This is a genomic window from Myxococcus xanthus (genome assembly GCF_006402735.1).
Lineage (GTDB): Bacteria > Myxococcota > Myxococcia > Myxococcales > Myxococcaceae > Myxococcus > Myxococcus xanthus_A.
Genome location: NZ_CP017174.1, coordinates 3526574 through 3552492, shown reverse-complemented (window position 1 = coordinate 3552492; position 25919 = coordinate 3526574). Strand labels below are relative to the sequence as shown.

At 69.0% G+C, this 25919-nt stretch carries 23 protein-coding genes; 11 read left to right on the top strand and 12 right to left on the bottom strand.

Translation table 11 applies throughout. The annotated features are described in order from the left end of the window. Positions 1 to 39 precede the first annotated feature (39 nt). On the bottom strand, positions 40 to 1719 hold the full coding sequence (locus BHS09_RS15000; RefSeq protein WP_140790751.1) for a right-handed parallel beta-helix repeat-containing protein: 1680 nt from the start codon (positions 1717 to 1719) through the stop codon (positions 40 to 42). A gap of 85 nt (positions 1720 to 1804) precedes the next feature. On the opposite strand from BHS09_RS15000, the gene BHS09_RS14995 reads away from it, so the two are divergent. The 3 genes from BHS09_RS14995 to BHS09_RS14985 all read left to right on the top strand — a co-directional run bounded on the left by BHS09_RS14995 (position 1805) and on the right by BHS09_RS14985 (position 6099). Beyond that, positions 1805 to 3787 carry a SpoIID/LytB domain-containing protein gene (locus BHS09_RS14995; RefSeq protein WP_140798217.1) on the top strand — a complete coding sequence of 661 codons (1983 nt, stop codon included), beginning with the start codon at positions 1805 to 1807 and terminating at the stop codon, positions 3785 to 3787. 119 nt (positions 3788 to 3906) lie between these two features. Further along, positions 3907 to 5154 (top strand): energy transducer TonB, encoded by a 1248-nt coding sequence (locus BHS09_RS14990; protein ID WP_140798216.1) that lies wholly within the window; start codon positions 3907 to 3909, stop codon positions 5152 to 5154. Between the two features lie 27 nt (positions 5155 to 5181). Next, positions 5182 to 6099: a cation diffusion facilitator family transporter gene (locus BHS09_RS14985; protein ID WP_140790745.1), complete on the top strand. Its 918-nt coding sequence runs from the start codon at positions 5182 to 5184 to the stop codon at positions 6097 to 6099. A 63-nt stretch (positions 6100 to 6162) separates the two neighbouring features. Here BHS09_RS14985 and gcvP read toward each other — a convergent pair whose 3' ends face one another. The 3 genes from gcvP to gcvT form a co-directional block, all read right to left on the bottom strand. Next, a complete protein-coding gene (gene gcvP, locus BHS09_RS14980; RefSeq protein ID WP_140798215.1) occupies positions 6163 to 9072 on the bottom strand; it encodes an aminomethyl-transferring glycine dehydrogenase in 2910 nt (969 codons plus the stop codon). Between the two features lie 78 nt (positions 9073 to 9150). Then, positions 9151 to 9540 (bottom strand): glycine cleavage system protein GcvH, encoded by a 390-nt coding sequence (gene gcvH / locus BHS09_RS14975; protein WP_140790741.1) that lies wholly within the window; start codon positions 9538 to 9540, stop codon positions 9151 to 9153. 30 nt (positions 9541 to 9570) lie between these two features. Further along, complete coding sequence (gcvT, locus tag BHS09_RS14970) at positions 9571 to 10653, bottom strand: glycine cleavage system aminomethyltransferase GcvT (RefSeq protein ID WP_140790739.1); 1083 nt, start codon at positions 10651 to 10653, stop codon at positions 9571 to 9573. Between the two features lie 96 nt (positions 10654 to 10749). Here gcvT and metF point away from each other — a divergent pair, with 96 nt between their 5' ends. From metF to BHS09_RS14955, 3 genes are all read left to right on the top strand, one after another. Continuing rightward, positions 10750 to 11622 carry a methylenetetrahydrofolate reductase [NAD(P)H] gene (gene metF, locus BHS09_RS14965; RefSeq protein WP_140790737.1) on the top strand — a complete coding sequence of 291 codons (873 nt, stop codon included), beginning with the start codon at positions 10750 to 10752 and terminating at the stop codon, positions 11620 to 11622. Then, on the top strand, positions 11619 to 12041 hold the full coding sequence (locus BHS09_RS14960; RefSeq protein ID WP_140790735.1) for a hypothetical protein: 423 nt from the start codon (positions 11619 to 11621) through the stop codon (positions 12039 to 12041). Before metF ends, BHS09_RS14960 begins: the two co-directional genes overlap by 4 nt. 259 nt (positions 12042 to 12300) lie before the next feature. Continuing rightward, positions 12301 to 12912, top strand: coding sequence for a DUF2378 family protein (locus BHS09_RS14955; protein ID WP_140798214.1), 612 nt, complete (start codon positions 12301 to 12303; stop codon positions 12910 to 12912). Here the strand turns inward: BHS09_RS14955 and BHS09_RS14950 are convergent. The 4 genes from BHS09_RS14950 to BHS09_RS14935 all read right to left on the bottom strand — a co-directional run bounded on the left by BHS09_RS14950 (position 12909) and on the right by BHS09_RS14935 (position 16901). Then, on the bottom strand, positions 12909 to 14432 hold the full coding sequence (locus BHS09_RS14950; protein ID WP_140798213.1) for a sensor histidine kinase: 1524 nt from the start codon (positions 14430 to 14432) through the stop codon (positions 12909 to 12911). The genes BHS09_RS14955 and BHS09_RS14950 overlap by 4 nt on opposite strands. A 56-nt stretch (positions 14433 to 14488) precedes the next feature. Then, a complete protein-coding gene (locus BHS09_RS14945) occupies positions 14489 to 15616 on the bottom strand; it encodes a carboxypeptidase-like regulatory domain-containing protein (protein WP_161605151.1) in 1128 nt (375 codons plus the stop codon). Further along, complete coding sequence (locus BHS09_RS14940) at positions 15600 to 15857, bottom strand: peptidase associated/transthyretin-like domain-containing protein (RefSeq protein WP_140798211.1); 258 nt, start codon at positions 15855 to 15857, stop codon at positions 15600 to 15602. The genes BHS09_RS14945 and BHS09_RS14940 overlap by 17 nt, the downstream gene beginning before the upstream one ends. Before the next feature lie 93 nt (positions 15858 to 15950). Then, positions 15951 to 16901: an ADP-ribosylglycohydrolase family protein gene (locus BHS09_RS14935; RefSeq protein ID WP_140798210.1), complete on the bottom strand. Its 951-nt coding sequence runs from the start codon at positions 16899 to 16901 to the stop codon at positions 15951 to 15953. Between the two features lie 183 nt (positions 16902 to 17084). On the opposite strand from BHS09_RS14935, the gene BHS09_RS14930 reads away from it, so the two are divergent. Further along, positions 17085 to 17894: a class I SAM-dependent methyltransferase gene (locus BHS09_RS14930; RefSeq protein WP_140798209.1), complete on the top strand. Its 810-nt coding sequence runs from the start codon at positions 17085 to 17087 to the stop codon at positions 17892 to 17894. On the opposite strand, the gene folD is transcribed toward BHS09_RS14930, so the two are convergent. After that, positions 17867 to 18733, bottom strand: coding sequence for a bifunctional methylenetetrahydrofolate dehydrogenase/methenyltetrahydrofolate cyclohydrolase FolD (folD, locus tag BHS09_RS14925; protein ID WP_140800679.1), 867 nt, complete (start codon positions 18731 to 18733; stop codon positions 17867 to 17869). The genes BHS09_RS14930 and folD overlap by 28 nt on opposite strands. A gap of 53 nt (positions 18734 to 18786) precedes the next feature. Here folD and BHS09_RS14920 point away from each other — a divergent pair, with 53 nt between their 5' ends. Genes BHS09_RS14920 through BHS09_RS14905 form a run of 4 tightly spaced genes read left to right on the top strand, consistent with a single transcriptional unit; the run spans position 18787 to position 22506 of the window. Further along, the gene (locus BHS09_RS14920; RefSeq protein ID WP_140790720.1) at positions 18787 to 19608 is read left to right on the top strand and encodes a TerB family tellurite resistance protein; all 822 of its coding nucleotides are present in this window, start codon (positions 18787 to 18789) and stop codon (positions 19606 to 19608) included. Between the two features lie 51 nt (positions 19609 to 19659). Then, entirely contained in the window at positions 19660 to 20373 is a 714-nt protein-coding gene (locus BHS09_RS14915) for a Smr/MutS family protein (protein ID WP_140790718.1), read from the top strand. A gap of 37 nt (positions 20374 to 20410) precedes the next feature. Beyond that, positions 20411 to 21406: an amidohydrolase family protein gene (locus BHS09_RS14910; protein ID WP_140790716.1), complete on the top strand. Its 996-nt coding sequence runs from the start codon at positions 20411 to 20413 to the stop codon at positions 21404 to 21406. Between the two features lie 8 nt (positions 21407 to 21414). After that, complete coding sequence (locus tag BHS09_RS14905; protein ID WP_140798208.1) at positions 21415 to 22506, top strand: quinone-dependent dihydroorotate dehydrogenase; 1092 nt, start codon at positions 21415 to 21417, stop codon at positions 22504 to 22506. A 99-nt stretch (positions 22507 to 22605) separates the two neighbouring features. On the opposite strand, the gene BHS09_RS39350 is transcribed toward BHS09_RS14905, so the two are convergent. From BHS09_RS39350 to exoJ, 3 genes are all read right to left on the bottom strand, one after another. Then, positions 22606 to 23292 (bottom strand): DUF4097 family beta strand repeat-containing protein, encoded by a 687-nt coding sequence (locus BHS09_RS39350; protein WP_237080365.1) that lies wholly within the window; start codon positions 23290 to 23292, stop codon positions 22606 to 22608. A 101-nt stretch (positions 23293 to 23393) separates the two neighbouring features. Then, positions 23394 to 24548 carry a spore coat polysaccharide biosynthesis glycosyltransferase ExoK gene (exoK, locus tag BHS09_RS14895; RefSeq protein WP_140798207.1) on the bottom strand — a complete coding sequence of 385 codons (1155 nt, stop codon included), beginning with the start codon at positions 24546 to 24548 and terminating at the stop codon, positions 23394 to 23396. Next, complete coding sequence (exoJ, locus tag BHS09_RS14890; RefSeq protein WP_140790710.1) at positions 24538 to 25818, bottom strand: spore coat polysaccharide polymerase ExoJ; 1281 nt, start codon at positions 25816 to 25818, stop codon at positions 24538 to 24540. The genes exoK and exoJ overlap by 11 nt, the downstream gene beginning before the upstream one ends. Between the last annotated feature and the right edge of the window lie 101 nt (positions 25819 to 25919).

Sequence of the window (25919 nt, the reverse complement as noted above, 5' to 3'; positions counted from 1 at the left end):
GCATCGGGCCTTGTCCTTTTCAGGGGCTGAGCGGACGGGTCAGCAGCCCAGCTCCACCGCGCCGATGTCCGGCCCCCCACCGCAGAACGGGATGCCGACGTCGGCGCCCGAGTCCAGCGCCATGGGCCCCGGCGCGAACGCCGCCCCGAGGTCCGCCGAGCCGAGGCGTGAGGTGGTGTCTCCCGAGGTGGACTGGTAGGCCGTGAGGTCCACGGGCTTGCCGTCCTTCTTGAACTGGGCGCCCGCTGGGAAGAGGTTGTTGCCCATTCTCATCCCCGGGGCCATCGGGCCCATGTTCACCGCGATGGGGGCTTCCGCGAAGATGTTGTTCTGCACCACCGGGGACTGGGTGGGGCCGCCGGTGCCATGGCCGATGATGAGCGCCGTGGCCGCGCGGGTGACGGTGTTGTTCACCACCATGGTGCCCTTCGAGTTCTCCAGGCGGATGCCCGTACCCTCCCCGCCTCCGGCCTCGGTCATGTCGTACACGCGATTGCGGCGGATGACGACGCCGGTGGGAATGGCGCCTTCACGGGTGCCGCCCACCGCGATGCCCTTCGCGCCGTCGTAGATTTCGTTGTCCTCCACCAGCACGTTGCTCGCGGAGTAGTGGATGACGACGACGTCCCCCCGCGCCGTGGTGGTCGGGAGGAAGCGGTGCATCCGGTTGTTGCGGATGGTCACCCCGTAGCACGTCTTGATGTCCACGGCGTTCTCGCGGTTGCCGTAGAAGTGGTTGTTCTCCACCAGCAGGTTCTCCGCGGGCGGCAGGTTGCTGAAGCCCTCGGGCCCCAGGCACTGCACGGAGTCACCGGAGTTGTCGTGGATGTCGTTGTTGCGCACGGTGACGTCGCGCGACGTGGGCTGCACCACGACGCCGTGCGAGTCCTCGTTGTCGGTGGTCTTCACGAAGTCGTGGATGTGGTTGTTCTCGATGATGGGCCCGGTGGCGTTGTTGAACGTCGTCACCGCGCCGCCGCCCGTGCCGCCGTGCAGGTCCGAGTTGACGAGCATCGAGCCCGTCACGTCGCCCTCAAAGGTGACGGCGAAGGGCGTCTGGCCCTCCATATCGATTTCGAAGCCGTCGATGATCCAATGCGGCTGGCGCACCTGCAGCAGCCCGTGCTCGCCGGGGCCCAGGACGATGCGCGGGCTGCCCTCGCCCTGGAGCGTGATTTTCGCGTCGGCCGTGCCCGGCTTCGCGTTGTCACCGATGATGACGCGCTCCGCGTAGGTGCCGGGCAGGACACGGATGAGCTCACCCGGACTGGCCAGGCCGATGGCCTTGTTGAGCGTGCGCAGCGGCTGCGCGGCGCTGCCATTCCCAGCGTCGTTGCCAGACGTGCTCACCACCCACTCACGGGTGTAGACGGGCGCCTCTGCGGCGACGACCATCGCCGTGGCGTTGACGGCCGGTTGGGGCGAAGGGTCCTCGATGTTCACGTGGTCCGGGTGTTCCGGCAGCGCAGCCACCGGAGTCCCCGCCACCGCCTGCACGCCGACGGGCGGACGCGTGGCAAAGGTTCGAGTGGGCGTGGGCGACTCCGTCTGCCCAGGCGCGGGCATGGGCACGGGGCGAGGGGTCGACCTCTGAACGGGCACGGGCGTCCCTCCACTGTCGGAGCCCGAGCAGGCCGCCAAGCTCAGCAGGAGCACGCTCGTGGCCAGGAACGTCAGCCTCAGGCAGTTGCCGTGTCGGATTTTCATGAGCAGGGGCAACGCCGGAAGCCCTGTGCGCTATTCATCCCCTCGAGTCCCGACACGTACCAGCCAGCCTGCCCGGCGGGCGCACGACGAACGGTCCGTGACAGCCTGGAGGTGCGACTGTACGGTGTCGCCCCCCGTGCGCCACGCCGTCACACAGCTTCTCGCCGCCGTCCTGCTCTCCGCCTGCGTGGCCTCGAAACCCGCGGCTGACAGTCCCCGTGCATCCGCGACCGGGCCGGCCGTCGTGTCATCGTCCGAGGCCACGTCCCCATCAGGCCCCGAGGAAAGCGAAGCAGGCATTCACGGCGCCGACGCGTCGACCTCCCATCCGGCAGCCGTGGTCACACCCGGAACGTCCCCCTCGCCTCAGGACGGAGTCGCTGCGCCCACGAGGCACGGCGTCTCCACAACGGAGGGGGAGCTGGCTCTTTCAGGCTCGTCCCACGGGGGAGCCTCCACGGCAGCTCCGCCCCATGCGCACGGACCCGCGACGCCTGAGGAGGACCCGCTGGCCCAGGGGATTCCCACGCCGGGGGACCTCAAGCGCCTGGACTTCCGTGGGGGTGAGCCTCGCGTCCCCGTGCGCCTGATGGAGGGCCGGAACGAGGTCACCTTCTCTCCGCGAGGCCGGATGCGGCTGCGCTTCGGAGGGCCCGACGAGAAGATGCTCGACGCCGCCGCGGGCACGCGCTGGACGGTCCGGGTGACGCAGGGGAGCCCGGCGGTGCTGTCCGCGCGCGTGCAGTTGGCCGAGTTCCGCATGGCCGACCGCGCGGGACTCCAGGCGGCGCTGGAGTCATGGCGAGAGAAGGGGCTCGCGGTCCGGGCCCAGGTCCTGGGCTCCGTCTACGGCATCGCCGGCAAGGTCATCGACAACCGGCGCACCCTGCTGCTGGTGGACGAGGTCCTCACGCCCGACGCCGCCGGCCGCAAGCAGGCGGAGCTGCTGCGCAGCCACGGCGTCCAGACGACGCTCTTCGAGGAGGTGCGCACGCCCTCCAAGGCCATCCTGGAGGTGCGCGACGAGGCGGGCGTCGTCGTGGGCATGGCCCAGGACCGGCTGGACGCGGAGACGCCCGACGGCGCGGGCTTCGACGTGCGCCAGGTCGAATACGGCGTGGGCTACGACTTCCACGGCTTCGAGGACCGCACCTTCCGGGGCGCGCTCCAACTCGTCGTGGACCGCTCGGGCCGACTGGCGGTGGTGAACGTCGTTCCCCTGGAGGACCTGCTCAAGGGCCTGGTCCCCGCGGAAATCTTCGCCCGCGCCCACTCGGAGGCGCTCAAGGCCCAGGCCGTCACCGCGCGCGGCGAGGTGCTGGCGAAGGTGGGCATCAAGCACCTGGCGGACCCCTACCTCCTGTGCTCGGAGCAACACTGCGCCGTCTACCGGGGCCGTACCGGTGAGGCCGCCAGCACCACCGCCGCGGTGGAGGCCACCCGGGGCGAGGGCCTCTTCAGTGAGGACGGCCGCCTGGTGGACTCCGTCTACAGCGCCGTCTGCGGCGGCCACACCGAGGACAACGACGTGGTGTGGGGCGGGCCTCCGGACCCCAGCCTGCGTGGCCGCCCGGACGTCATTGGCCCCGTGGGCGCCCATCCCCTGCCCGCCAGCCTGGAGCGCTGGCTGACGACCGCCAACCTCCCGGCGGCCTGCCGGCTGTCCAGCTTCGCGCAGCTCAGCAAGTTCCGGTGGGAGAAGCGCTTCACGGCCGAGCAGGTGGACACCCGCCTGAAGCGGCTGGGCGTGGGGCGCGTCCAGGCCCTGGCGCTGACGGACCGGGGCGTCTCCGGCCGCGCGGCCGTGCTAACGGTGTCCGGCGACAAGGGGGCCACCCAGGTGCGCGGCGAGCTCAACATCCGCCGCCTGTTCGGCATGCTCAATAGCAGCATGGCGGTGGTGGAGGCCGAGCGGGACGCCGAGGGCCGGCTCACCGGCTGGCTTTTCCGTGGCGGGGGCTGGGGCCACGGCGTAGGAATGTGCCAGACAGGTGCCATCGGCCGGGCGGAGGCCGGGCAGCGCTACCAGGACATCCTCCGTCACTACTTCAACGGTGCCGCGGTGGCCCCCATCTATTGAGGCTGGGAGGGGTTATCCTTCAAACCCGTGCGCGGCCCGCGAATCGACCTGACCTTTTACCTGTTCAGCCGCGAACGCGACGGGACTAGTCCGCCCGTTCGGAGGTTTATCATCCCGCCGTGAGCACGGGTTCTCCAACAAACTGGCGCCGCAGGAGGCGGCAGGGGTCGTCCGCGGTGCGTTTCGCCGCGGCGATTGCGCTCGCCCTGCTCCTCCATGCCGTCTACCTGGGAACCCTGCTGCTGACGAGCTCGTTCCAGGGCGACGGGAAGGCCCGCAAGCCGGTGACGCGGCCCACCTCCGTGGCCGTACGTCCGCTCACCGCCGACCAATGGGCGCAGAACCGCGGCAAGGCCTCCCCCCAGACGAAGTCCCAGACGTCGGAGCGTCCGAAGGCCCAGGACAAGAAGCCGGAGGAGAAGAAGCCCGACGAGACGCCCAAGGGTCAGGTGGTGGACGTCGCGCCCGGCAACAACGAAGTGGACCCGAACGCGAAGTACCTCGCGGAGAGCAACAACCGCGTGAACAAGGAGACGCGCGCTCGGGAGCAGACGCCCTTCTACCGGAACGCCATGCCCCAGCGGACGGCGCCTCAGAATCAAGAAGGTCAGGATACGGACGCGCAGACGCCGCCGCGCATGGCCGGCAACAACGGCATGGGCAACGACGACCGGCCCGTGTCCCACGGTGGCCAGAAGCCCGCCTTCGAGATTCCCGACGCCCGCAAGAAGAACGAGGTGGCGATGAAGACGGACCCGACGTCGCCGGGTCCGGGCATGGAGGTGAACAACCAGAACGAGAGCGACGAGGTGGTGGGCAACTCCAAGCGCCTCAACATCCAGCCCGGCACCGGCGGCGAGGAAGCCGGCTCCACGGGCCGCGCGGGCGCTCCGGGGCTGGCGTCGCTGATGCCGTCGCGCGCCGTCATGGACAAGGTCCTGGGCGCCGCGCCCAACGACCACCTGCAGGACGCCGAGGAAGGCGATGGCACCCTCCTCAACACGCGTGAGTGGAAGTACGCCAGCTTCTTCAACCGCGTGAAGCAGAGCGTGGGCATGCACTGGAACCCCAACGAGCAGCTGCGCCGGAGAGACCCCACCGGTGGCATCTACACGGGGCGGGACCGGTACACGCTGCTGCAAATCACGCTCGATGAGCGCGGCCAGGTGACGGACATCCAGGTGGAGAAGAGCAGCGGGCTCGACTTCCTCGACTTCGAGGCCGTGTCTTCTTTCAAACGCGCGCAGCCCTTCCCCAACCCGCCGCCCGGCCTGCTGTCGGACGACTCCAAGGTGAAGTTCCAATTCGGCTTCTTCATGGAGATGGGCGGCGGCCCGAAGATGCGGCTGTTCCGCCAGCCCAATTGAGCACGCACTGAAGTACCGTGCGGCGCCGTGGAAGCAACGACGCTCACCGACAGAAACCTCGCGCAGCAGGAGCGGAACCGGAAGGTCCGCAAAGTGCTGCTGGGCATCCTCGTGGCCAACTGGGTGGTGGCCAGCGCCAAGCTGATCTTCGGAATGCTCAGCCAGTCCGCGGCGGTAACGGCGGACGGGCTGCACTCGTTCATCGACGGCGGCTCCAACGTGCTGGGGCTGGTGGCCATGGGCGTGGCGTCACGCCCGGCGGACGAGGACCATCCCTACGGCCACGGCAAGTTCGAGGCGCTCGCGTCGCTGGGCATTGGCGCGATGATTGGCGTGGGCATGCTGGAGCTGGGGCGCATGGCGCTCGACTCGGTGCTCAACGACAAGCATCCGCAGGTGACGGGCACCATGGCGGCCGTCATGGCCTTCACCCTGGTGGTGAACATGGTGGTGACGCGGGTGGAGCGGTACTACGGGCGCAAGTACAAGAGCTCCCTACTGCTGGCGGACGCGAGCCACACGATGTCCGACGTCTACGTCACCCTCGCGGTGCTGGGCTCCCTGCTGCTGGTGTGGCTGGGCTACCCGCGCGCGGATGGGCTGATTGCGCTGGCCGTGATGGTGTTCGTGGCCTGGGTGGCCTACGGCATCGTCCGGCAGGCGGTAGGCATCCTCTCCGACACGGCGCGCCTGGACCCAGACGAGGTGAAGCGGCACACGCTGTCCGTGCCGGGCGTGCGCTCCTGCCGCGACGTGCGCAGTCGCGGCATGGAGGAGAGCGTCTACGTGGACCTCAAAATCGAGGTGGACCCGCAGCTCACCACCGCGCAGGCCCATGAGGTAGCGGACCGGGTGGAGCGCACGCTGCACAGCGCCTATCCGCAGGTGGTGGACGTGGTGGTCCACGTGGAGCCGGACCGCGCCGCGCTGGCCACGCCCGCGTAAAGACGAAGGCCGCCTCCCTGACAAGGGAGACGGCCCATGGCTTCACCCGATGCGCGGGATGCGTCAGGCCGTGGCGGCCTTCGGCTCCGGCGTCATGTAGTCCTCGATGGGCGGGCACGAGCAGACCAGCTTCCGGTCACCGAGCACGCTGTTGAGCCGGCCCACGGAGGGCCAGAACTTGTTGTCGCGGACCCACGGCGTGGGGAACACGGCCTGCTCGCGCGAGTAGGGACGGTTCCACTCCGGCGCGGCGACGACACGCGCGGTGTGAGGGGCGTGCTTGAGGACGTTGTTGTCCTTGGGCATGCGGCCCTCCTCGATGTCCCGAATCTCCTGACGGATGGCGATCATCGCGTCGCAGAAACGGTCCAGCTCCGCCTTGGACTCGCTCTCCGTCGGCTCAATCATGAGCGTGCCCGCCACCGGGAAGGACACGGTGGGCGCGTGGAAGCCGTAGTCCATGAGCCGCTTGGCCACGTCCTCCACCTCCACGCCCGCCGTCTTCTTGAGCGGGCGCAGGTCGACGATGCACTCGTGCGCCACCTTGCTGCGCTTGCCCCGGTACAGCACCGGGTAGTGGGCGTTGAGCCGCTCGGCGACGTAGTTGGCGTTGAGGATGGCCAGCTTGGTGGCCTGGGTGAGGCCCTCGCCGCCCATCATCGCGATGTACATCCAGGAGATGAGCAGGATGCTCGCGCTGCCCCACGGCGCCGCGGAGATGGCGCCAATGGCCTCCGAGCCGCCCGTCTGGATGACGGGGTGCCCCGGCAGGAACTTCACCAGGTGGCTGGCCACGCAGATGGGGCCCATGCCCGGGCCGCCGCCGCCGTGCGGGATGCAGAACGTCTTGTGCAGGTTGATGTGGCACACGTCCGCGCCAATCAACCCGGGCGCCGTGAGGCCCACCTGCGCGTTGAGGTTGGCGCCGTCCATGTACACCTGGCCGCCGCGCTCGTGGACGATGGCGCAGATTTCGCGAATCTCCTCCTCGAACACGCCGTGGGTGGACGGGTACGTCACCATCAGCGCGGCGAGCGCGTCCTTGTGCGCATCCGCCTTGGCGCGCAGGTCGTCCAGGTCGATGTTGCCGTTCTCATCGCACTTGGTGACGACGACCTTGTAGCCGGCCATCACCGCCGAGGCCGGGTTGGTGCCGTGCGCGGAGGACGGAATCAGGCACACGTCCCGGTGCCCCTGGCCGCGGCTCTGGTGATACGCGCGGATGACGAGCAGGCCGGCGTACTCACCCTGGCTGCCGGCGTTGGGCTGGAGCGAGCAACCCGCGAAGCCCGTCACCTGCGTCAGCATCTGCTCCAGTTGCTCGAAGATGACCTTGTAGCCGGCCGCCTGCGAGGTGGGCGCGAACGGGTGCAGCCGCCCGAACTGGGGCCACGTCACCGGAATCATCTCCGCGGTGGCGTTGAGCTTCATGGTGCAGCTGCCCAGCGGAATCATCGAGTGCGTGAGGGACAGGTCCTTCGCCTCGAGCCGCCGGATGTAGCGCAGCATCTCCGTCTCGGAGTGGTAGCTGTTGAAGACGGGGTGCGTGAGGTACGCGCTCGAGCGGCGCAGCCCCTGCGACACGGAGCTCTCCACGCCGTCTCCCACCAGGTCCGCCAGCACCGGCGCGGAGGACTTGCCGGTGCCGGTGGCGAAGGCCGCCAGGATGTCCTCCACGTCCGCGGGCCGCGTCGTCTCGTCCAGGGACACGCCCAGCGTCTTCTCGTCGATGCGGCGGAAGTTCATCCGCGCCGCCTCGGCGGCCCCCAGCACCGCGCGCACGTGCGGCGCCGTCAGCTCCACGCGCAGCGTGTCGAAGTACTGGTCGTGCTTCAGCTTGAGGCCCAGCTTCGCCAGGCCGCGCGCCAGCAGCACCGTGAGCCCGTGCACGCGCTCGGCGATGGCCTTCAGCCCGGAGGGGCCGTGGTAGACGGCGTACATGCTGGCGATGACGGCCAGCAGCACCTGCGCGGTGCAGATGTTGCTCGTCGCCTTCTCGCGGCGGATGTGCTGCTCGCGCGTCTGGAGCGCCATGCGCAGCGCGCGGCGGCCCTGCGCGTCCTCGGACACGCCGATGATGCGCCCGGGCATGACGCGGGTGTACGCGTTCTTCGTGGCGAAGTAGCCCGCGTGCGGACCGCCGTAGCCCATGGGCACGCCGAAGCGCTGGGCGCTGCCCACCGCCACGTCCGCGCCGAACTCCCCCGGCGGCGTCAGCAGCGTGAGGCTGAGCAGGTCCGCGGCCACCACGAACAGGCCGCCCGCGGCGTGCACCTGCTCGCCGAAGGCCCGGTAGTCATGCACCGCGCCGTCGGTGGCCGGGTACTGCACCAGCGCGCCCACGAACTTCTTCGAGCCCAGGTCCACCGTGCGGTGGTCTCCCACCACCACCTCCACGCCCAGCGGCTGGGCGCGGGTGCGCACCACGTCCACCGTCTGCGGGTGGCAGCCGTCAGAGACGAAGAAGGCCGCGCCGGACTCCTCGCCCTTGAGGTGCACGGCCAGGGCCATGGCCTCGGCGGCGGCGGTGCCTTCATCCAGCAGCGAGGCGTTGGCCACCTCCAGACCCGTCAGGTCCATGACCAGTGTCTGGAAGTTGAGCAGCGCCTCCAGGCGGCCCTGCGCAATCTCCGCCTGGTAGGGCGTGTACTGGGTGTACCAGCCCGGATTCTGGAAGACGTTGCGGAGGATGACGTTCGGCGTGTGTGTGTCGTGATAGCCCATGCCGATGAAGGACCGGAACACCTGGTTCTTCGCGGCGATGGACTCCAAGGCCGCCAGCAGTTCGTGCTCACCGCGCGCGGTCGCGAGCTTCAGCGGCTCCTTGGCGCGGATGGCGGGCGGGACGGCCTGGTCGATGAAGGCATCGAGCGAGTCCACGCCCAGCGCGGACAGCAGCTGCTTCAGCTCGGTGTCATCCGGACCATTGTGACGGCCGGCAAACGGCTCCTGATACTTCCAGTTCAAGGACATGGCTTTGTGGCTCGCGGGCGAGTCGTGCGTCGAGAAGTCGAGGACCGTCCCTAACAGCCAGTCCCCTTCCCTTCACTCTCAGCTGTTCTGGAGCAGGGCGGTGTACGCGGCGGCGTCCAGGAGTCCGTCCACCTGCTTGGGGTCCGAGGGCTCGATTTCCACAATCCAGCCCGCACCATAGGGGTCGGTGTTCACGGTGGAGGGGTTGTCCGACAGTCCGTCGTTCACCTTCACCACCTTGCCCGTCAGCGGCGAGTACAGCTCCGACACCGCCTTGGTGGACTCAATGACGCCGAACTGCTTGCCCTCCGTCACCGTGGCGCCCACCTTGGGCAGCTCCACGTAGACCACGTCGCCCAGGGACTCCTGCGCGTGCTGCGTGACGCCCACCACCACCGAGGTGCCCTGGACGCGGGCCCACTCGTGCTCACGGGTGTACTTCAGGTCGCCGGGGATGTTGTCGGCCATGTCGTTGCTCCTGGTTGGAACGGGAATGCTTCAGGGCTTCTTGTGGAACGGGGTCTTCACCACCACGGCGGGCACCGCGCGGCCGCGGATGTCCACGTCGAAGGTGGAGCCCTCCGCGGACAGCTCGGTGGGCACGTAGCCGATGCCAATGGCCTTCTTCACGGTGGGGCCCATGGTGCCGCTGGTCACCTCCCCCACCGGCGCGCCGTCCTTGAGGATGGCGTAGCCGTGGCGCGGAATGCCGCTGCCGGTCAGCTCGAAGCCCACCAGCTTGCGCTTCACGCCCGCGGCCTTCTGCGCCACCAGCGCTTCCTTGCCGATGAAGGCCGCCTTGTCGAGCTTGACGATCCACCCCAGCCCGGCCTCCAGCGCGGTGTGCTGGTCGTCGATGTCGTTGCCGTAGAGCGCGTACTTCATCTCCGTCCGAAGGCTGTCACGGGCGCCCAGGCCACACGGCTTCACGCCGTCCTGCTGGCCTTCGGTGAGGAGCGCGTCCCACAGCGCCACCGCGTCCCCGGCCGCGCTGTACAGCTCGAAGCCGTCCTCGCCGGTGTAGCCGGTGCGGGAGATGAGGCACTTCACCCCGGCGACCTCGCCCTCGGCGAAGCGGTAGGTGCCAATCTTCGACAGGTCCGTCTTCGTCAGGCGCTGGACCAGGCCGGTGGCCTTGGGGCCCTGCACGGCAATCTGCGCGTAGTCGTCGCTCCGGTCCACGGGTGCCACACCCTTGGCGTGCGTCTTCATCCACGCGACGTCCTTCTCGCGGTTGCTGGAGTTGACGCAGATGAGGATGCGCTCGGGGCTGAAGCGGTAGGCGACCACGTCGTCCACGAAGGTGCCCCGCTCGTCGAGCAAGCCCGCATACACCGCCTGCCCGTCCGCGATGCGGGCCAGGTCGTTGGAGATGAGCGCGTTGACCGTGTCCAGGGCGCCGGGGCCGGAGAACTCCACCTCGCCCATGTGGGAGACGTCGAACAGGCCAACGCCGGTGCGCACGGCTTCATGCTCGCCGATGACGGAGCTGTACTGGACGGGCATGTCCCAACCAGCGAAGTCGACCATCCGGGCCCCCAGCTTGCGGTGAGCCTCGTTGAGGGGCGTTTGCCGGGCCATCTTCATTCTCCTGGAGGGGTGTGGAAAACGGCGCGGACTATAGCCGCGAGACTTGCCCGATCAAGGACGACGCGGAGCGTCTACACTGGAGGCGACATGAAGATTCGTAATCGGTTGAATCCTTCCGACCCGTGCTTCTCCTTCGAGTTCTTCCCGCCCCGGACGGACGAGGGCGAGGCCAACCTGCTCAAGGCGCTGGAAGACCTGGCGACCCTGCAGCCGGGTTTCGTCTCCGTGACGGAAGGCGCGGGAGGCAGCACCCGGGCGAAGACGGTGGAGCTGGTGCTGCGCATCAAGCAGGAGACGGGCATCGAGGCGATGGCGCACCTGACGTGCGGTGGCCACTCCCCGGCGGAGCTGCGCACCGTGCTGGAGCGGCTGTCGGCCGCGAAGGTGGACAACATCCTGGTGCTGCGCGGAGACCCGCCCAAGGGCCAGACAGTCTTCGAGCCCGCGCCCGGGGGTTTCCGCTACGCGTCGGAGATGGCGCGATTCATCCGAGAAGAGGATTTCAACTTCTGCCTCGGGGGAGCGTGCTATCCGGAGGGCCACGTGGAGACGCCCTCCCGTGACGACGACCTGCGTCATCTCAAGGCCAAGGTGGATGCCGGCCTGGACTTCGTGGTGACGCAGCTCTTCTTCGACAACGCGTTCTACTTCGACTTCGTGGAGCGGGCGCGCCGCGCGGGCATCAACGTCCCCATCGTCCCCGGCATCATGCCCATCACCAACTACGAGCAGATCCAACGATTCACGCGCCTGTGCGGAGCCACCGTGCCCATGCGCCTGGCGTTGCAGCTCGAGCGGGTGAAGGACAACCCCGAGGCCATGGCCCAGCTCGGCGTGGCGCATGCGACGGTGCAGTGCATGGAGCTGCTGTCGCGCGGCGTGCCTGGCATCCACTTCTACACGCTCAACAAGTCCCCGGCGACGCGGATGATCGTGAGCGCACTGCGAGCCCGTTCATGAGTGGTCCTGGAATCCACCTGCCCCCAAGCGACCCGCGTAACAAGGTCCTCAACATCATCCGTCCGCCCGCCTTCTTCCTGCTGTGCGTGGGCGTGCTGAACGTCATCTACAACATCGCGGGCTTCGTGCTGGCCGCGCTGAAGGTGACCTCTCCCTTCGTGCCCGCGGGCGCGGAGGCGTCCACGCTGGAGCTGTCGCCCACGCTGGCGCTGATGCTGCTCGTGGGCATCCTCTGTGGGGTGCTGTCCGCCTGGGGCGCCATCAGTGCGCTCAACCTGAAGGGCTACGGCCTGGCCACGGTGGGCGGCATCACCGCGCTCTACATCCTGTCTCCCGGCTGCGTCATTGGCGTCCCGGTGGCCGTGTGGATGCTCTTCACCCTGCGCCGCGACGGCGTGCGTGAAGCCTTCCAGGCCTGAGCGTTCAAAACGCGGCGGTTGGAGCGTCGACCAACCGCCGTGAATTGATGTTCAGGCCACACCGCCCGCGGCCACGCCTCCTGGCGTCTGGAGCCCAGCGCTCCCTCTGACGCGGCCCCCACTCTGTTCACCAATGGCGCTCCCCCTGCCCCGGGGTTGCAGCCGTGCGGGCTTTCACCCTTTCTCGGTTTCCCTCACTTTCGTAGCCACACAAGGGAGGCGCGCACGTCGAGCGCCGCCTCCCAGCGCAGGGGTGGCCATGATTGCGTTTGAGGTCGAGCGGGGAACGCCTGAACCTTTGACGGAGCTGGCTCGGCGGCTGAGCCGCGCGGAGGAGAAGGACCGGGCCCGGGGCATGTTCTTCCTGGGGGCGCTGGACGTGGTGCGGAAGGAGGCGGGGGAAGCCGCCGCGGCGCGGTGCCTGGCGGCCTCGCGCGAGCGCGCCTTCGTGCCCTTCTTCCTGTACCCCATCAGCAGCTTCCTGCGGCTGTCCTTCAGCGCCGCGGGGCTGCTGGCGCCGCGGCTGGGCGGCTTCGAGGCGGCCATGCGGACCATTGGCGCCCGGTCCGCCCAGGACTTCCTGAGCACCGTGGTGGGGCGCAGCTTCCTGGCCTTGTCCGGTGGCTGCCCGCGCCGACTCGTCAGCAACCTGCCGTCCGGCTACGGCACCGCCGTCAGCTACGGCGAGCGGGACGTGGAGTGGCTGGGCGAGCGCCAGTGCCGCATCAACATGTTCCGCGACTTCATGCCGCACAGCTACCACGAGGGCGTGCTGCGCGCGGCTCTGGCCGCCATTGGCGCCCGCAACACGCACATCCTCGGGCGTGCCACGGGCCTGCTGGACGGCGAGTACGAGGTGTCCTGGAGCTAGAGGGCGACTTCGGCGGCGGGGCAACCCGCCGGGAGGCAGAGGGTGAAGACGCTGCCCTCCCCTTCCCGGCTCTCCACGCGCAGGGTGCCGCCGTGCTGCCGCACCGTGCTGGCCACCACCGACAGGCCCAGGCCAGTGCCCGCGGGCTTCGTCGTGAAGAGCGGCTCGAAGATGCGCTCCTGCATCGCCTCCGGAATGCCCATGCCGTTGTCGGACACGCGGATGATGAAGGCACGCCCACCGCCGCCCTCCGCGAACACGTCCACCCGGCCCAGACGGCCCTCGGGCATGGCCTCCACCGCGTTCTGCACCAGGTTGATGAGCACCTTGCGCAGCAGCTCGCGGTCAACCCAGGGCGACTCCAGCGAGAGCGGGACGCTGTTCTGGATACGCACGCCTTCGCGGCCCGGCACCACGTCCAGGACCTCCTCCATCAACGCGTGCAGCGAGCAGGGCCGCAGCTCCAGCGGACGCTCGCGGGCGAAGTCCAGCAGCTCGGAGGAGATGCGCGAGCACACCGCCAGCTCGCGCTCGATGATTTCCAGGAAGCGCTGGAGCCGCTGGTCCGCCAGCGTCACGTCCAGCTTGCGCAGGTGACGGACGACCACGGCGTTGGCGGTGCGGGCCGCGGCCAGCGGGTTGCGCAGCTCGTGGCTCACCGTCGCCGTCATCCGCCCCACCGCCGCCAGCTTCTCCACCCGCGCGGCCTGCTCGCGGTAGGAGCTCATCTCCCGGCGCGCGCGTGCCAGCGCATGCTCATGGTCCACGCGCTCGTTCGCGTACGCGCCCTCCAGCAACACCTGTTGCACCGCCACGCGCCGCATCTCCCCCAGCGTCTCGCGGCACGCAATCACCAGCACCCCGTTGACGAACACCATCCAGAAGGCGTGCTCCAGGAAGCGCCACCACGCGGGGTTCGACACGCCGAAGATGGACTCCGGCCACCAGATGCCGCGCAGGCAGTGCTCCAGCACCGCCGTGACGGTGGCGGTCGCCATCACCGCCGGGTCCCGGTAGAAGGCCAGGAAGGCCAGCGAGCCGAACACATAGAAGTGCGTTTCGATGCGGCCGCCCGTCAGGTGGATGAAGAGCGCGGCCCAGAGCATCTGCGCTACCGCCACCACGTGCCGCGTGACGACGTCCCCGGCCCGCAGCCGCACCAGCACCAGCGGGAAGGCGGACAGCAGGCCCCCCAGCACCACCGCCACGTGCAGATGGGGATGCACCACCCGCGACGTCCCCTGCCAGGCGAAGGGCGACAACACCGCCGCCACCGCGATGGCGACCAGCCACTGCCCCACCATCAGCACGGCGAAGCGAGAGTCCACCCGCCGTCGCACGGCCTCCAGGTGCTCGCCGAGCAGTGCTTCCACCCGCACCTCCAGCGCGTCGACCCCACGTGTGAGCCCCATGTTGCCGGAAGTCTCCGTTGACACGGTACCCTCCGTCCGCACGTTCTCCCCGCGTGTATGGCCGAATCGCCCCCGAAGCACAGGCGCGCCCACATCCTGGTCAATCATTGCGTGACTCACCCCGGCCATTCCGGCCCCCCCGGATGAGTCGCCATCCTAACCCCTTACATACCCCTGGCAATCCAAACTTGTCGGAATAAGCAGACTGTTCCAGCAGAAACATGCAACTTGCCCTCGGGGCTCGTTGATGACGGTGTGAAACACACCGTCACCCGCTCGTTCCATCGACAGGGATTGAACAAGCGTTGAACAACCGTGGCATGTGTCAGGGGGTGGGCATGGTGACCATCATCAGCTGCTCCGGAGGGGCCAGCGACACGCTCACAGGCTGACACTGGGACGCCCTCCTCCACCCGCACGAAGGCGGAACGGCCCTCCACGGGGTGCTCGGCTCCGAGCTGCAGGATGGAGATGGGCAGGCCTTCCAACACGAAGTGCCCCTCCGCGTCGCTGCTCACCTGCTGCAGGCCGTGCTCCAGCTCCGCCGCCGAGCCCACCATTACCGCGCAGCCGCGCAGCTGCTGCGACACGGTGACGGTGGCCCGCACTGGCGCCCCGGCCGCGCTCGCCACCCGGCCGGTGAGCCGGCGTCCGCGCGAGAGGGCCACCGCGCCCAGGTTCGTGTCCTGGTCCTCCTCCACCTTCAGCGCGGGCAATGACTTCGTGAGGAAACCAGGGCCGGAGACGAACACGGTGTACTCGCCCGCGGGGATGCCGTTAACCGGGAAGCGGCCATCGCCGCCGCCAAACGACGTGCCGGAGCCGCCTCGCAGCGTGACGGTGAAGGCGGCTGGCACCGCGCCGTCCTCCAGGCGCACCTGGCCGGACAGGCTGCCGCCCCGGCGCATTCGCACGACCACTTCGGAGCCGCCCGTCTCCACGCGGACCGGCGTTCCCATCCACGACAGCCGCTGGTGCAGGGGGATGCCGAGCGCCGCGGCTCGCAGGTTGTATGTCCCGTGGACGAGGCCTCGGACCTCGAACCGTCCGCCCGGGTCCGCGACGGTGACGTGCTTGCCGCGCAGCGTGCCCTCCACGCGGCCGCGCACCAGCGCGCTGGCGGGCTCGGCCACGATGACGGCTTCGCCCACGGGTTCGCCGTTGGCGAACTCCACGCTCCCACGCACCACGCCCGTTGCATCCAGCACCAGCTCCACCGCCGAGCCCGCGCCGTCCTGAGAGAGGTCGACGTAGCGGGTGGACGACGACGCGGCATCATGGACGGCCGCCACCGCGACCCGCCGACGGCGCAGGTCCTCCATCTGGAAGGCCCCCGCGCATCCACCGAGGTCTGGGCACCGGGGCACCGCGCGCGTCCACCACCGTGCCCGACACCGCGGCGCCGGCGCGCAGCTCCACGGAGAGCTGCGGCGGCACCGCCGACGCGGCGCCGACCTGCACCACTTTCCAGACGGGCTCGAAACCCTCGGCCGTCACCCGCAGCGTGTGCCGGCCGGAAGGAAGCGCCTTCACGAGCGCACGGCTGGAGGCATCCTTCGATAAACCGCAGTCAACCGCACCCCGGGAAAATCAGCCTTGGTTGCATTTTGCGGCGCCGGGTCAAACTCAACTCACGGCGCACCTGAGCAGCTTCTGTAACACAGGATGCAACAACCCGCCCCCGCGCAACGACTCACGCCAACGCGCGGGGATGCCATTCACGCCGTGGATGAGCCCGGCGATACCTCCCGCCACCGCCGCGGTGGTGTCGGTATCCCGGCCCAGGCGCACCGCGGCCTTCACCACCTGCTCGTAGGTGTCGTGCTCGACCACGCACTGGCGCGCGGAGCGGAGGCAATCCACCACGTAGCCCGTGCCCGTGCCTCGAATCTCCTCCCAGCCCGGCGGCAGGACCTGCGTGTCCAGTTCGGTGCGAGCCTCGAAGCCTTCGGGATACAGATTGCGGAACGTCTCCACCGCGTCCGTCCATGCATCCGAAGCACGCGCGCCCTGGAGGATGCGGCGGGCCCACAAGCAATACAGCGCACAGCACACCTGGGAGCGCATGTGTCCATGCGTGACACGCGACTGTGTCATCGCGTCCGAGGCGAGCTTCGCGTCATTGCCTGAATGCCAGAGCGCCAATGGCAGCACGCGCATCAACGAGCCATTGCCATTGTCTCGTTCGCCCTTGGGGCCGGCCATCAGCGCGGGCGTCCCGGCGTGGACCGCGGCCAGGGCCGTGCGTGTCTGGATGCCCACGTCGAACACCTGGCCGTCCACCGCGAGGTAGCCCCACTCCAGCCAGTTCACCAGGCGGCGGCCCAGGTCTTCCGGGTCCAATCGCCCATGGAAGAGCAACGAGTCCAGCAGGCACAGCGCATGCGCGCCATCGTCGGACCAGGTCCCCGGCTGAACCCCGTCATGCGCGCGCTGGAAGCCCTCGGGCGGCTGGAAGTCGATGTCCTCGGGCGGTGGAATCCGCGCGGGTGCGTGGAACTCGTAGGGCACGCCCAAGGCATCCCCCACCAGCAATCCGTAGATTCCCCCGGCGATCTGTTCCTCGCGACTCGGCATGGTGTTGCCTCCCCCACGGTGAGGCGAAACACGCTAGGACAACGCCCGAGCGCACGTACAGCGGAGGCACGCCGCTGAAGGCTGGGGGCCATGGCTGTCGCAACAAAATTGCGCCTTCAGGCCCCGCCATGCAGGCTTCCACGCGAACCGGGCCATGCCGAGCCCCCACGTCCAGGAGCCCCCATGTCCGCCGTATCGCCCCTTGCCCAACCCGAGGCCTGGAACCTGGTGGCGCCGGAGTACGTGCGCGAGCTGATGCCCACCTTCGAGACGTTCTCCAGGGATGCCCTGCTCCGGGCCGGCGTGGCTCAAGGGACGCGTGTCGTGGACGTCGCCACGGGGCCGGGCACGCTCGCGCTGCTCGCCGCGCGCGACGGCGCCCGCGTCACGGCGGTGGATTTCTCCCCGGAGATGATCGCCGCCCTGCGCGCTCGGACCGCGGAGGCGAAGCTCGACATCGACATCCTGGAGGGTGACGGCATGGCGCTGCCCTTCGAGGCAAACGCGTTCGACGCCGCCTTCTCCATGTTCGGCCTGATGTTCTTCCCGGACCGGGCACGTGGCTTCCAGGAGCTTCGCCGGGTGCTGAAGCCGGGCGGCCGGGCCGTCGTGTCCAGTTGGACGCCCTTCGAACGATCGAAGGAGCTGCGCGCTGTGTACACGCGCCTCTGGGAGCAGATGGGCGCGAAGCCGTCACAACCGGGCGCCATCCCCCTGTCCGACCCCGGCACCTGTCAGCGGGAGATGTCCAGCGCGGGCTTCACCGATGTCACGGTGCACGAAGTGGAAGGCTCCATCGACTACCCGTCCACGGCGGCCATGGTGGATGCCACCACCCGCTCCAGCGCGCCCGTCGTGCTGGCACGCAGGGCGCTGGGCGCGCAGTGGGAGCCGCTGCTCTGGTCCATGCACGAGTACGCGCAGGCGGAGCTGGGACCGGGGCCCCAGCGCGTCACCCTCACGGCCTACCTGACCACAGGCACCAGGCCGTAGCGGACGGCCGCGTCGAGCGTGTTGCGCATCAGCATGGCGATGGTCATGGGCCCCACGCCACCGGGCACGGGGGTGATGAACGACGCGCGCTCGGCGGCGGCCGCGAACTCCACGTCGCCCACGAGCTTGCCGTCCGGCTTGCGATTCATCCCCACGTCAATCACCACCGCGCCGGGATTGATCCACGCGCCCTTCACCAACTCGGCCACACCCACCGCCACCACCAGGATGTCCGCGCCCTCCACTTCACGGCGCAGGTCGCTCTTGCTGTGGCAGAGGGTCACCGTGGCGTTCTTCTGGAGCAGCATCAGCGCCATGGGCTTGCCCACGATGTTGCTGCGCCCCACCACCACCGCCCGCTTGCCCGCGGGGTCGCAGCCCATCTCCTCCAGCAGCCGCATCACCCCATAGGGCGTGCACGCCCGGGTGGTGGACCGGCCCAGCAGCAGGTTGCCGGCGTTGAGCGGGTGGAAGCCGTCCACGTCCTTCTCCGGCTTCACTGCGGAGATGATGACGTCCGGGTCGATGTGCTTGGGCAACGGCAGCTGTACCAGGATGCCGTGCACCGCCGGATCCGCATTGAGCTGGTGGATGACCTCCAGCAGCGCCTCCTGGGTGATGCCCTCGTCCGGGTGGAGCTCCCAGGAGCGGAAGCCCACCTCCTCCGCGGCCTTCTTCTTCCCATTGACGTAGACCTTGGAGGCGGGGTCCTCCCCCACGCGCACCACGGCCAGCCCCGGCGTCAGGCCATGCTCGAGCTTGAGCCGGTCGACCTCCGCCTTGACCTCCGCTCGCACGCGCGCCGCAACTGCCTTGCCATCAATCAACTGGGCGTTCACCCGTGCCACTCTATGCGAAACTCCCCCGCCGGAAAGGGAGCGGAACCTCGGCCATGGGCGCAGGAACAGTTCTGGGAGCAATGCTGGGGTTGATGGCGGGGCTGCTCGTGGGCAGCCCCTGGGCCATTGTCCTGCTGCTCATCGCGGGCGGCTTCGCGGGGCGATACTACGACGCCCAGAACGCCCTACCGCCCGAAGACCCGGAGGCGCTGTCCGACTTCTCCCACGCCCCCTACGCTTCCGCCCAAGACGCCACCTCGGAGGCGGCGCTCGTGCCTCGCCAGGAGGAGCCCTACGAGCAGTTCGCCAGCGACCTGTGCGCCGTGTTCGTCGAGGTGGCCCACGCGGATGGCGAGGTCCGTCGCGACGAGGTGCGCGTGGTGCGGCGCTACTTCCAGACGACCCTGGGCTACGGACCCGAGGCCCTGGAGGTCGTCCGGAGCCACCTCAAGGTCTTCCTGGCCCACCCGCCCGACCTGGACGCGGCCGTCAGCGCCTGCCATGCCCAGCTCCCCTCGGCCGAGCGGCACCGGCTGCTGGACACGCTCTACGAGCTGGCGCTGGCCGACGGAGGAATGCAGCGCTCCGAACGGGAGGTCCTGCGCCGCGTCGCCGAGGGCCTGGGCATCTCCGAGGCGGACGAGCAGGCCATCATCGCCCTGCACCTGGGCGCCGGGGATGAACACTACGCCGCGCTGGGCCTGACGCCGGACGCCACCGACGTCGAGGTGAAGCGCGCCTTCCGGCAGCTCGCCGCGGAGCACCACCCCGACAAATCCGCCCACCTCGGCCGTCAGGCCGCCGAGCAGGCCGCCCGTCGCTTCCAGCAGGTCCGCGACGCCTACGAAGAGATTCGGCGCCTGCGCGGGCTGTAGCGCCGGATTACATCCCTCACAGTCGCCCACGACGAGGACGCACTTTCCGCCATGAGTCAGCAGCGCAACGGCCCCAAGAAGAAGGAAGCGGCTTTCAGTAACAACCCCTTCAAGTCCGCCATCCAGGTAATGAAGGACCAGGAGAAGAAGGAGGCGCAGGAGAAGGCCGCGGCGGAGGTCGCGAAGCGCAAGGTCGCGGCGCCCCCGCCCCGGGCCACGAAGGCGCCCAAGGTCCGCGAGGAAGACGATGCCTCCCTCTTCTTCTCCGCCATGGACGGCGTGCAGCAGCTCACCCACCGGGGCGAAGCGCCCGCGCCCAACCCGCGCCTGCCGGAAATCATCGATGAAAACGCGGAGGCGCTCGCGCAGCTCTCCGAGCTGGTCGCCGGCCAGGGCGACTTCGACTTCACCGGCACGGATGAGTTCATCGAAGGCGCGGGCCCCGGAATCGACCGGAACCTGCTGCGCGCGCTGCGCCGGGGCGACTTCGCCATCCAGGGACAGCTGGACCTGCATGGGAAGACGCAGAACGAGGCGCGCGACGCGCTGGAGCGGTTCCTGGGTGACAGTCGCCGCGCGAAGAAGCGCTGCGTGCTCGTCGTGCACGGTCGCGGTTTGAACTCCAAGGACCAGATTCCCGTGCTGAAGGAGCGGCTCAAGGGATGGCTGTCCGAGAAGCGGATTGGACGGATGGTGCTGGCGTTCGCTTCCGCACGGCCTCAGGACGGAGGCACCGGCGCGGTGTACGTGTTGCTCCGGCGGTAGTCTTTACGCGCGCCCGGCACTGTGCATACATGCCGCCATGGCACGCGATCTGATCGACCTGCATATCCACGTGGGTGGCGCTGTGGCGCCCCACATCCTCTGGTCCATCGCCCACCAGCAGGGCTTCAAGCTCCCGGTGAAGAACTACTTCGACTTCGTGGAGCTCATCACCTCCCGTCCGGGCAAGGTGGGAAGCCTGGACGACTACCTGAAAATCCTCCACACCTGGACGGAGAAGATCCAGTCGTCCCCCAGCGCGATCGAGCGCTCCGTCTACGAGGTCATCGGCAAGGAGTACCGCGGCAGCCGCGTGACGCAGATGGAGCTGCGCTTCAACCCGATGAAGCGCAACCTGAACTCCGAGCTGGACCTGGACCACATCATCCACGCCGCCCTGCGCGGCATGGACCGCGCGGTGCTGGAGTACGGCGTGAAGATGGGCCTCATCTTCTGCCTGGCCCGCGAGTTCGACCACCGGCTCAACAGCATCATCGTGGACAAGGCCATCAAGTACCGCACGCGCGGCGTGTACGGCATCGACCTGGCCGGCACGGAGACGAACGCCATGGAGCTGAAGCCGGAGGTCGTCACCCAGTACGAGGAGCTCTTCTCGCGCGCCCGCCGCGCGGGGCTCAAGTGCACGGTGCACACCGGTGAGACGCGCGGCACGGGCGCCGAAGGCGTCATGGCCGTGGTGGAGAAGCTCCAGCCGCACCGCATCGGCCACGGCATCCGCGCCGCCTACGACGAGCACGCGATGAAGGTGCTGCGCGAGCGCGACATCGTCCTGGAGCTATGCCCCACGTCCAACCTGCACACCAAGGCCGTGGAGGGCGTGGAGGAGCTGCGCCACATCGTCCGCACCTTCTGGGACCGCAAGGTGAAGTTCACCATCAACACCGACGGCCCCTACCTGCTGGAGACGGACATGCGGAGGGAGATCGACATCATCGAGCAGAACGGCATCCTCACGCCCGAGCAGGTGGATCAGACGCTCGCCTGGGCCCGTGAGGCCTCGTTCATTCCCGCGTGAGCCACGCCATGTACGGACTCACCCGCTCGCTCCTCTTCCAGCTCTCCGCGGAGCGCGCGCACCAGCTCGGCATGGCGGGGCTCCATTACCTGGGCCGCTCACGGGACTTGTGCGAGTCCCTGCGCGAGAAGGCCCTGGAGGGTGCCCCACCCGGCCTGGCCGTCGAGGTGGCCGGCCTGCGCTTCGCCCACCCCGTGGCGCTGGCCGCCGGCCTGGACAAGGACGCGGAGGCCGTGGACGGCCTCTTCGCCTGCGGCTTCTCCGCGGTGGAGATTGGCACCCTCACGCCCCGGCCCCAGCCCGGCAACCCCAGCCCTCGCCTGTTCCGCCTGCCGGAGCACCGCGCGGTCATCAACCGCATGGGCTTCAACAACCACGGCGCCGACCGGGCCGCCGCGCGACTGCGCATGCAGACGTGGCGCCCGGGGCCGCTGGGGGTGAACATCGGCAAGAACAAGGACACGCCGCTGGAGCAGGCGGTGGATGACTACGTGGCCTGCGTGGACGCGCTGGCGCCCCTGGGTGACTACGTGGTGGTCAACGCCTCGTCCCCCAACACGCCGGGCCTGCGCAAGCTCCAGGAGCCCGAACAGTTGGGACAGCTTTTGGGCGCGGTGCAGGAGCGCCTGGCCACCGTGGCCCCGGGCAAGCCGCTGTTCCTCAAGATTGCCCCGGATTTGTCCCCCGAGGCCGTGGACGAGGTGGTGGATGTCGCGCGGGCGCAGAAGCTCGCCGGCCTCATCGCCACCAACACCACCGTGGCCCGGCCCTTCGAGCATCCCCTGGCGAAGGAAGCGGGCGGCCTTTCCGGCGCGCCCGTTCGCGAGCCCGCCAACGCCGTCATCCGCCGTGCCTGGCTGCGCAGCAGGGGCGCGCTGCCCATCATCGGCGTGGGCGGCGTCTTCACCGCCCAGGACGTCTACGAGAAGCTGCGCGCGGGCGCGTCAGTGGTGCAGGTGTACACGGGCTTCATCTACGAGGGGCCGGGCATGGTGGGACACATCCTCCCCGCCCTGGCCACCCTGCTCGCCCACGACGGCTACAAGCAGGTCCGCGACGTCATCGGCGCCGAGCACCGGAAGCCCGGCGCCCCAAACTGACGCATCGCACCAATCCGCGGACAAAAAATGAGCGCTCGCCGGCGCCTTGGAGTTTCACCGGCGAGCGCCCCGGGCCCAGTGCTTGACGGGCCTCGAAAGCTATTGCTGCACGGTGAGCGAGCCGCCGACCGTGCTGACATCCACCGCATGGGTGCCCGAGCCATACGTCTGCTCGCGGCCGCCCAACCTCGCGGGACTGTCGTTGAAACGACCACCGACAGTATTGAATTCCAATCTCACATCCGCCCGGGCCGGCAGCTTCAGCCGGACATCCCCACCCACCGAGGACACAGAAGTAGTCACGACCTTCCGCGGTGCCAATGCCACGGTGCCGTTCACCGTGCTGACATCCAACCGCTCCTCTGAACCGTTCACCTCCACACGGCCGTTGACCGTCGCCAGCGTCTGCCGCCCCGTCACGCCCGCCACCGTCACCGGACCGCCCACCGTCGCCAAATCCAAACGCGCCCGCCGTGGCACCTTCGCCGTGAACCTCACCGCGGGCCCGCTCCGACGGCAGGACCGCGTTTCTTGTTCACACGGACCGCAACAAACCCGCGCCCGGATGACGCCCTTTTCTTGGACGACTTCCACGTCCACTTCGTTCCGGGAATTCTCCGCGCCTTCCCAAACAACCGTGATTACCACGTCATTCCCGTCTACCGCATCTACGCGCACCGCGCCATCAACATTGCCGATGTGAACTTCAGGCGTACCATCCGTATTGAACGTCCACGTCTGGGTGGACGGCGCGGCGGCGAGGATGAGCAGCAAGGGCAGGACCATGTGCGGGCTCCGGAAGGTGTGGGATGCACCCTTCCCTACGCCCCAGCCCCGCCCTCATTGCGCCCGGTGGAGACGCAGTATCCACACCGCTCTGACATGCCTCAGGCGTCCGCGCCCCGGGCAATCCGCTGGTACAGCGCGTCATGGCGCCGGACCATCTTCTCCAGGGAGAGCTCGCGCGCCACGAAGTCCCGCGCCGCATGCCCCATGCTTCTCGCCTTCTCGGGATTCGCGAGAAGCTGACGGAAGGCCTGGGCCAGCTGAGCGGGACGCTCGGGGTCCACCACGAGGCCGCGTTCGCCATCGCGAACCAGGTCGGTGTTTCCACCCACGCGCGTCACCACCATGGGCAGCCCCGCAGCCATGCCCTCCATCACCGCGTTGGACATGCCTTCCGCGGTGGAGCAGAGGACGCCGAAGGTCGCCCGGGCGTAGATGGCGGGCACGTCCGTGCGGTGCCGCAGGAAGTGCACGGTATCGGACACGCCCAGCTCACCGGCCAGCTTCTCCAGGCCCGGCCGGCGCGGACCATCTCCCACCAGGAAGGCGTGCAGCGTGATGCCGGCATGGCGCAGCTGGGCCACCGCGAGCAGCAGGTCCTCCTGCCGCTTCACCGGATGATTCATGTTGGCCACGTGGACCACCACCGGCGCGTCCCCCGTGTCGGGGAGCGGGCCGCGCAGCCCTTCGCGCCTGCGGGACTCGAAGCGCGGCAAGTCCAAGCCGTTGTGGATGACGGACACACGAGAGGCCGGCAGGCCCTCCTCGGTGATGAGCTGGTAGCGGATGGCCTCCGCGTTGCCAATCACATGGTCCGAAATGCGGCACAGCTGAGACTGCACCGCGCGCCGCGCCCGCCCCTGCCAGTGCGCCAGGTCCAACCGGCCCACGATGACCTTCGAGCCCGCGAGCTTCGCCGCCGGCACGGCCACCATCGTGGAGTAGAAGTCATGCACGTGCACCAGCTCCACGCGGTTCGCCTTGAGCCAGCGCGCCATGCGGTACACCTGATACGCCGTGTTCGGCTGCACCACGGAGCCCTTGAGCGGGAAGGCCGCGGGCGCGTGACCCAGCTTCCACACCGCGCCAATCAGCGGCCCCGAATCATCCAGCACGGACACCTGCAACCGGTAGCTGGCCGGCAGTCCCCGCAGCAGCTCCAGCACCTGCACCTCGGTCCCTCCAATGTGGAAAGACCGGGTGAACTGAACCAGGCGGAGGGGCTCCTGCCCCATCCGCGCCTCCTCACGCCGCATGTCCGGACCCCTCCCACGTCGCCACCACCGGCTCGCTCGGAGCCGGAACCCGTTGCATGTCCGCCGCCTCGGACGCGCGCGCCACCCGGTGCGCCGCCGCCGCCAGGCCGAAGAGCACGTAGCAGTGCGCGGACAGGATGTAGCCGGAGAACAAGTCACACACGAGGTAGCCCACCACTGACGCGGACAAGGCTCGCGCCAGCCACCCCACTTCCTTGTCCCGCGACGCCTCGAAGGCGCCGCCCGCGGCACCACCCGCGAACACCATGAAGAACAGCAAGCCCACCCAGCCCAGCTCGCCAATGACGTCCAGGAAGATGTTGTGGGCCACGTACGCCCGGCGCGCCTCGGGGGGCGCGTACATGGGCCACGCATAGCGGAAGCTGCCCGCGCCCACGCCCAGCAGCGGCTTGTCCAGGCTGATGCGGCTGGCCACCTGCCACGCGTAGACGCGGCCCATGGCGGACGCGTCCTCATGGAACTCAGCCACCGTCTCGTTGCGCTGCCAGAAGCTCTGCGGCGCGAAGACGAGCAGGCCCATCACGAAGAGCGAGCCCACGACAATGGCCTGGATGCGGCGCTTCTCGCGGATGGCCCACAGCGCCATGGCCGCGGAAAGGCCGATGAAGCCGCCGCGCGAGTGCGAGACGACGATGGCCGCCACCGCCAGGATGGCCGCCGTCAGACACGCCAGGCGCCACAACCAGCCGCTGCCCTTGCGCGCCACGAAGGCCACCGCCAGCGGCACCACCAGCGCCAGGTTCATGGCCATGTGGTTCGGGTCCGCGTAGACGCCCACCCAGCGCGCGCGGAAGCCTTCCACCAGGTCCTCACCCACCAGATACCAGTTGATGGCCCCAATGGACGTCACCACCGACGCCAGCACCAGGGCCCCGCACACCACCGCCAGCCGGCGGCCGGTGGTGATGACGTTGACGAAGGTGATGTAGATGGCCGTCAGTTTCAGCAGCTCGACGCCCGTGGTGGTCGTCACCTCCGGATTCACGGACCAGCCGACGGACGCCACCGCCAGCGTGGAGAAGGCGATCAGCGCCAGACCGCGCGAGCCGTCCACATACAGCGGCTCCGCCCGCCCCAGCCGGCGTATCACCATGAGTCCCGCCGCCAGCCCCGACGTCACCAACGCGAGGCGCAGCGGTGCGAGCGCCGGGATCCACTCCCCCGGCACCGCGTATATGACCGCCGCGAAAGCGGTCAGCGCATAGAAGGCCCACACGTCACGGCGCTGCCCCTGCTCTCCCAGCACCATTCACTCCACCTCCCGGCAGTTGCGTCGCGCACCAATACGCGTGCCTGGGCGAAAGCAGAGGACATGCCAGGGGCCCCGTTGGGCAAAGCCCTGAATCTTCT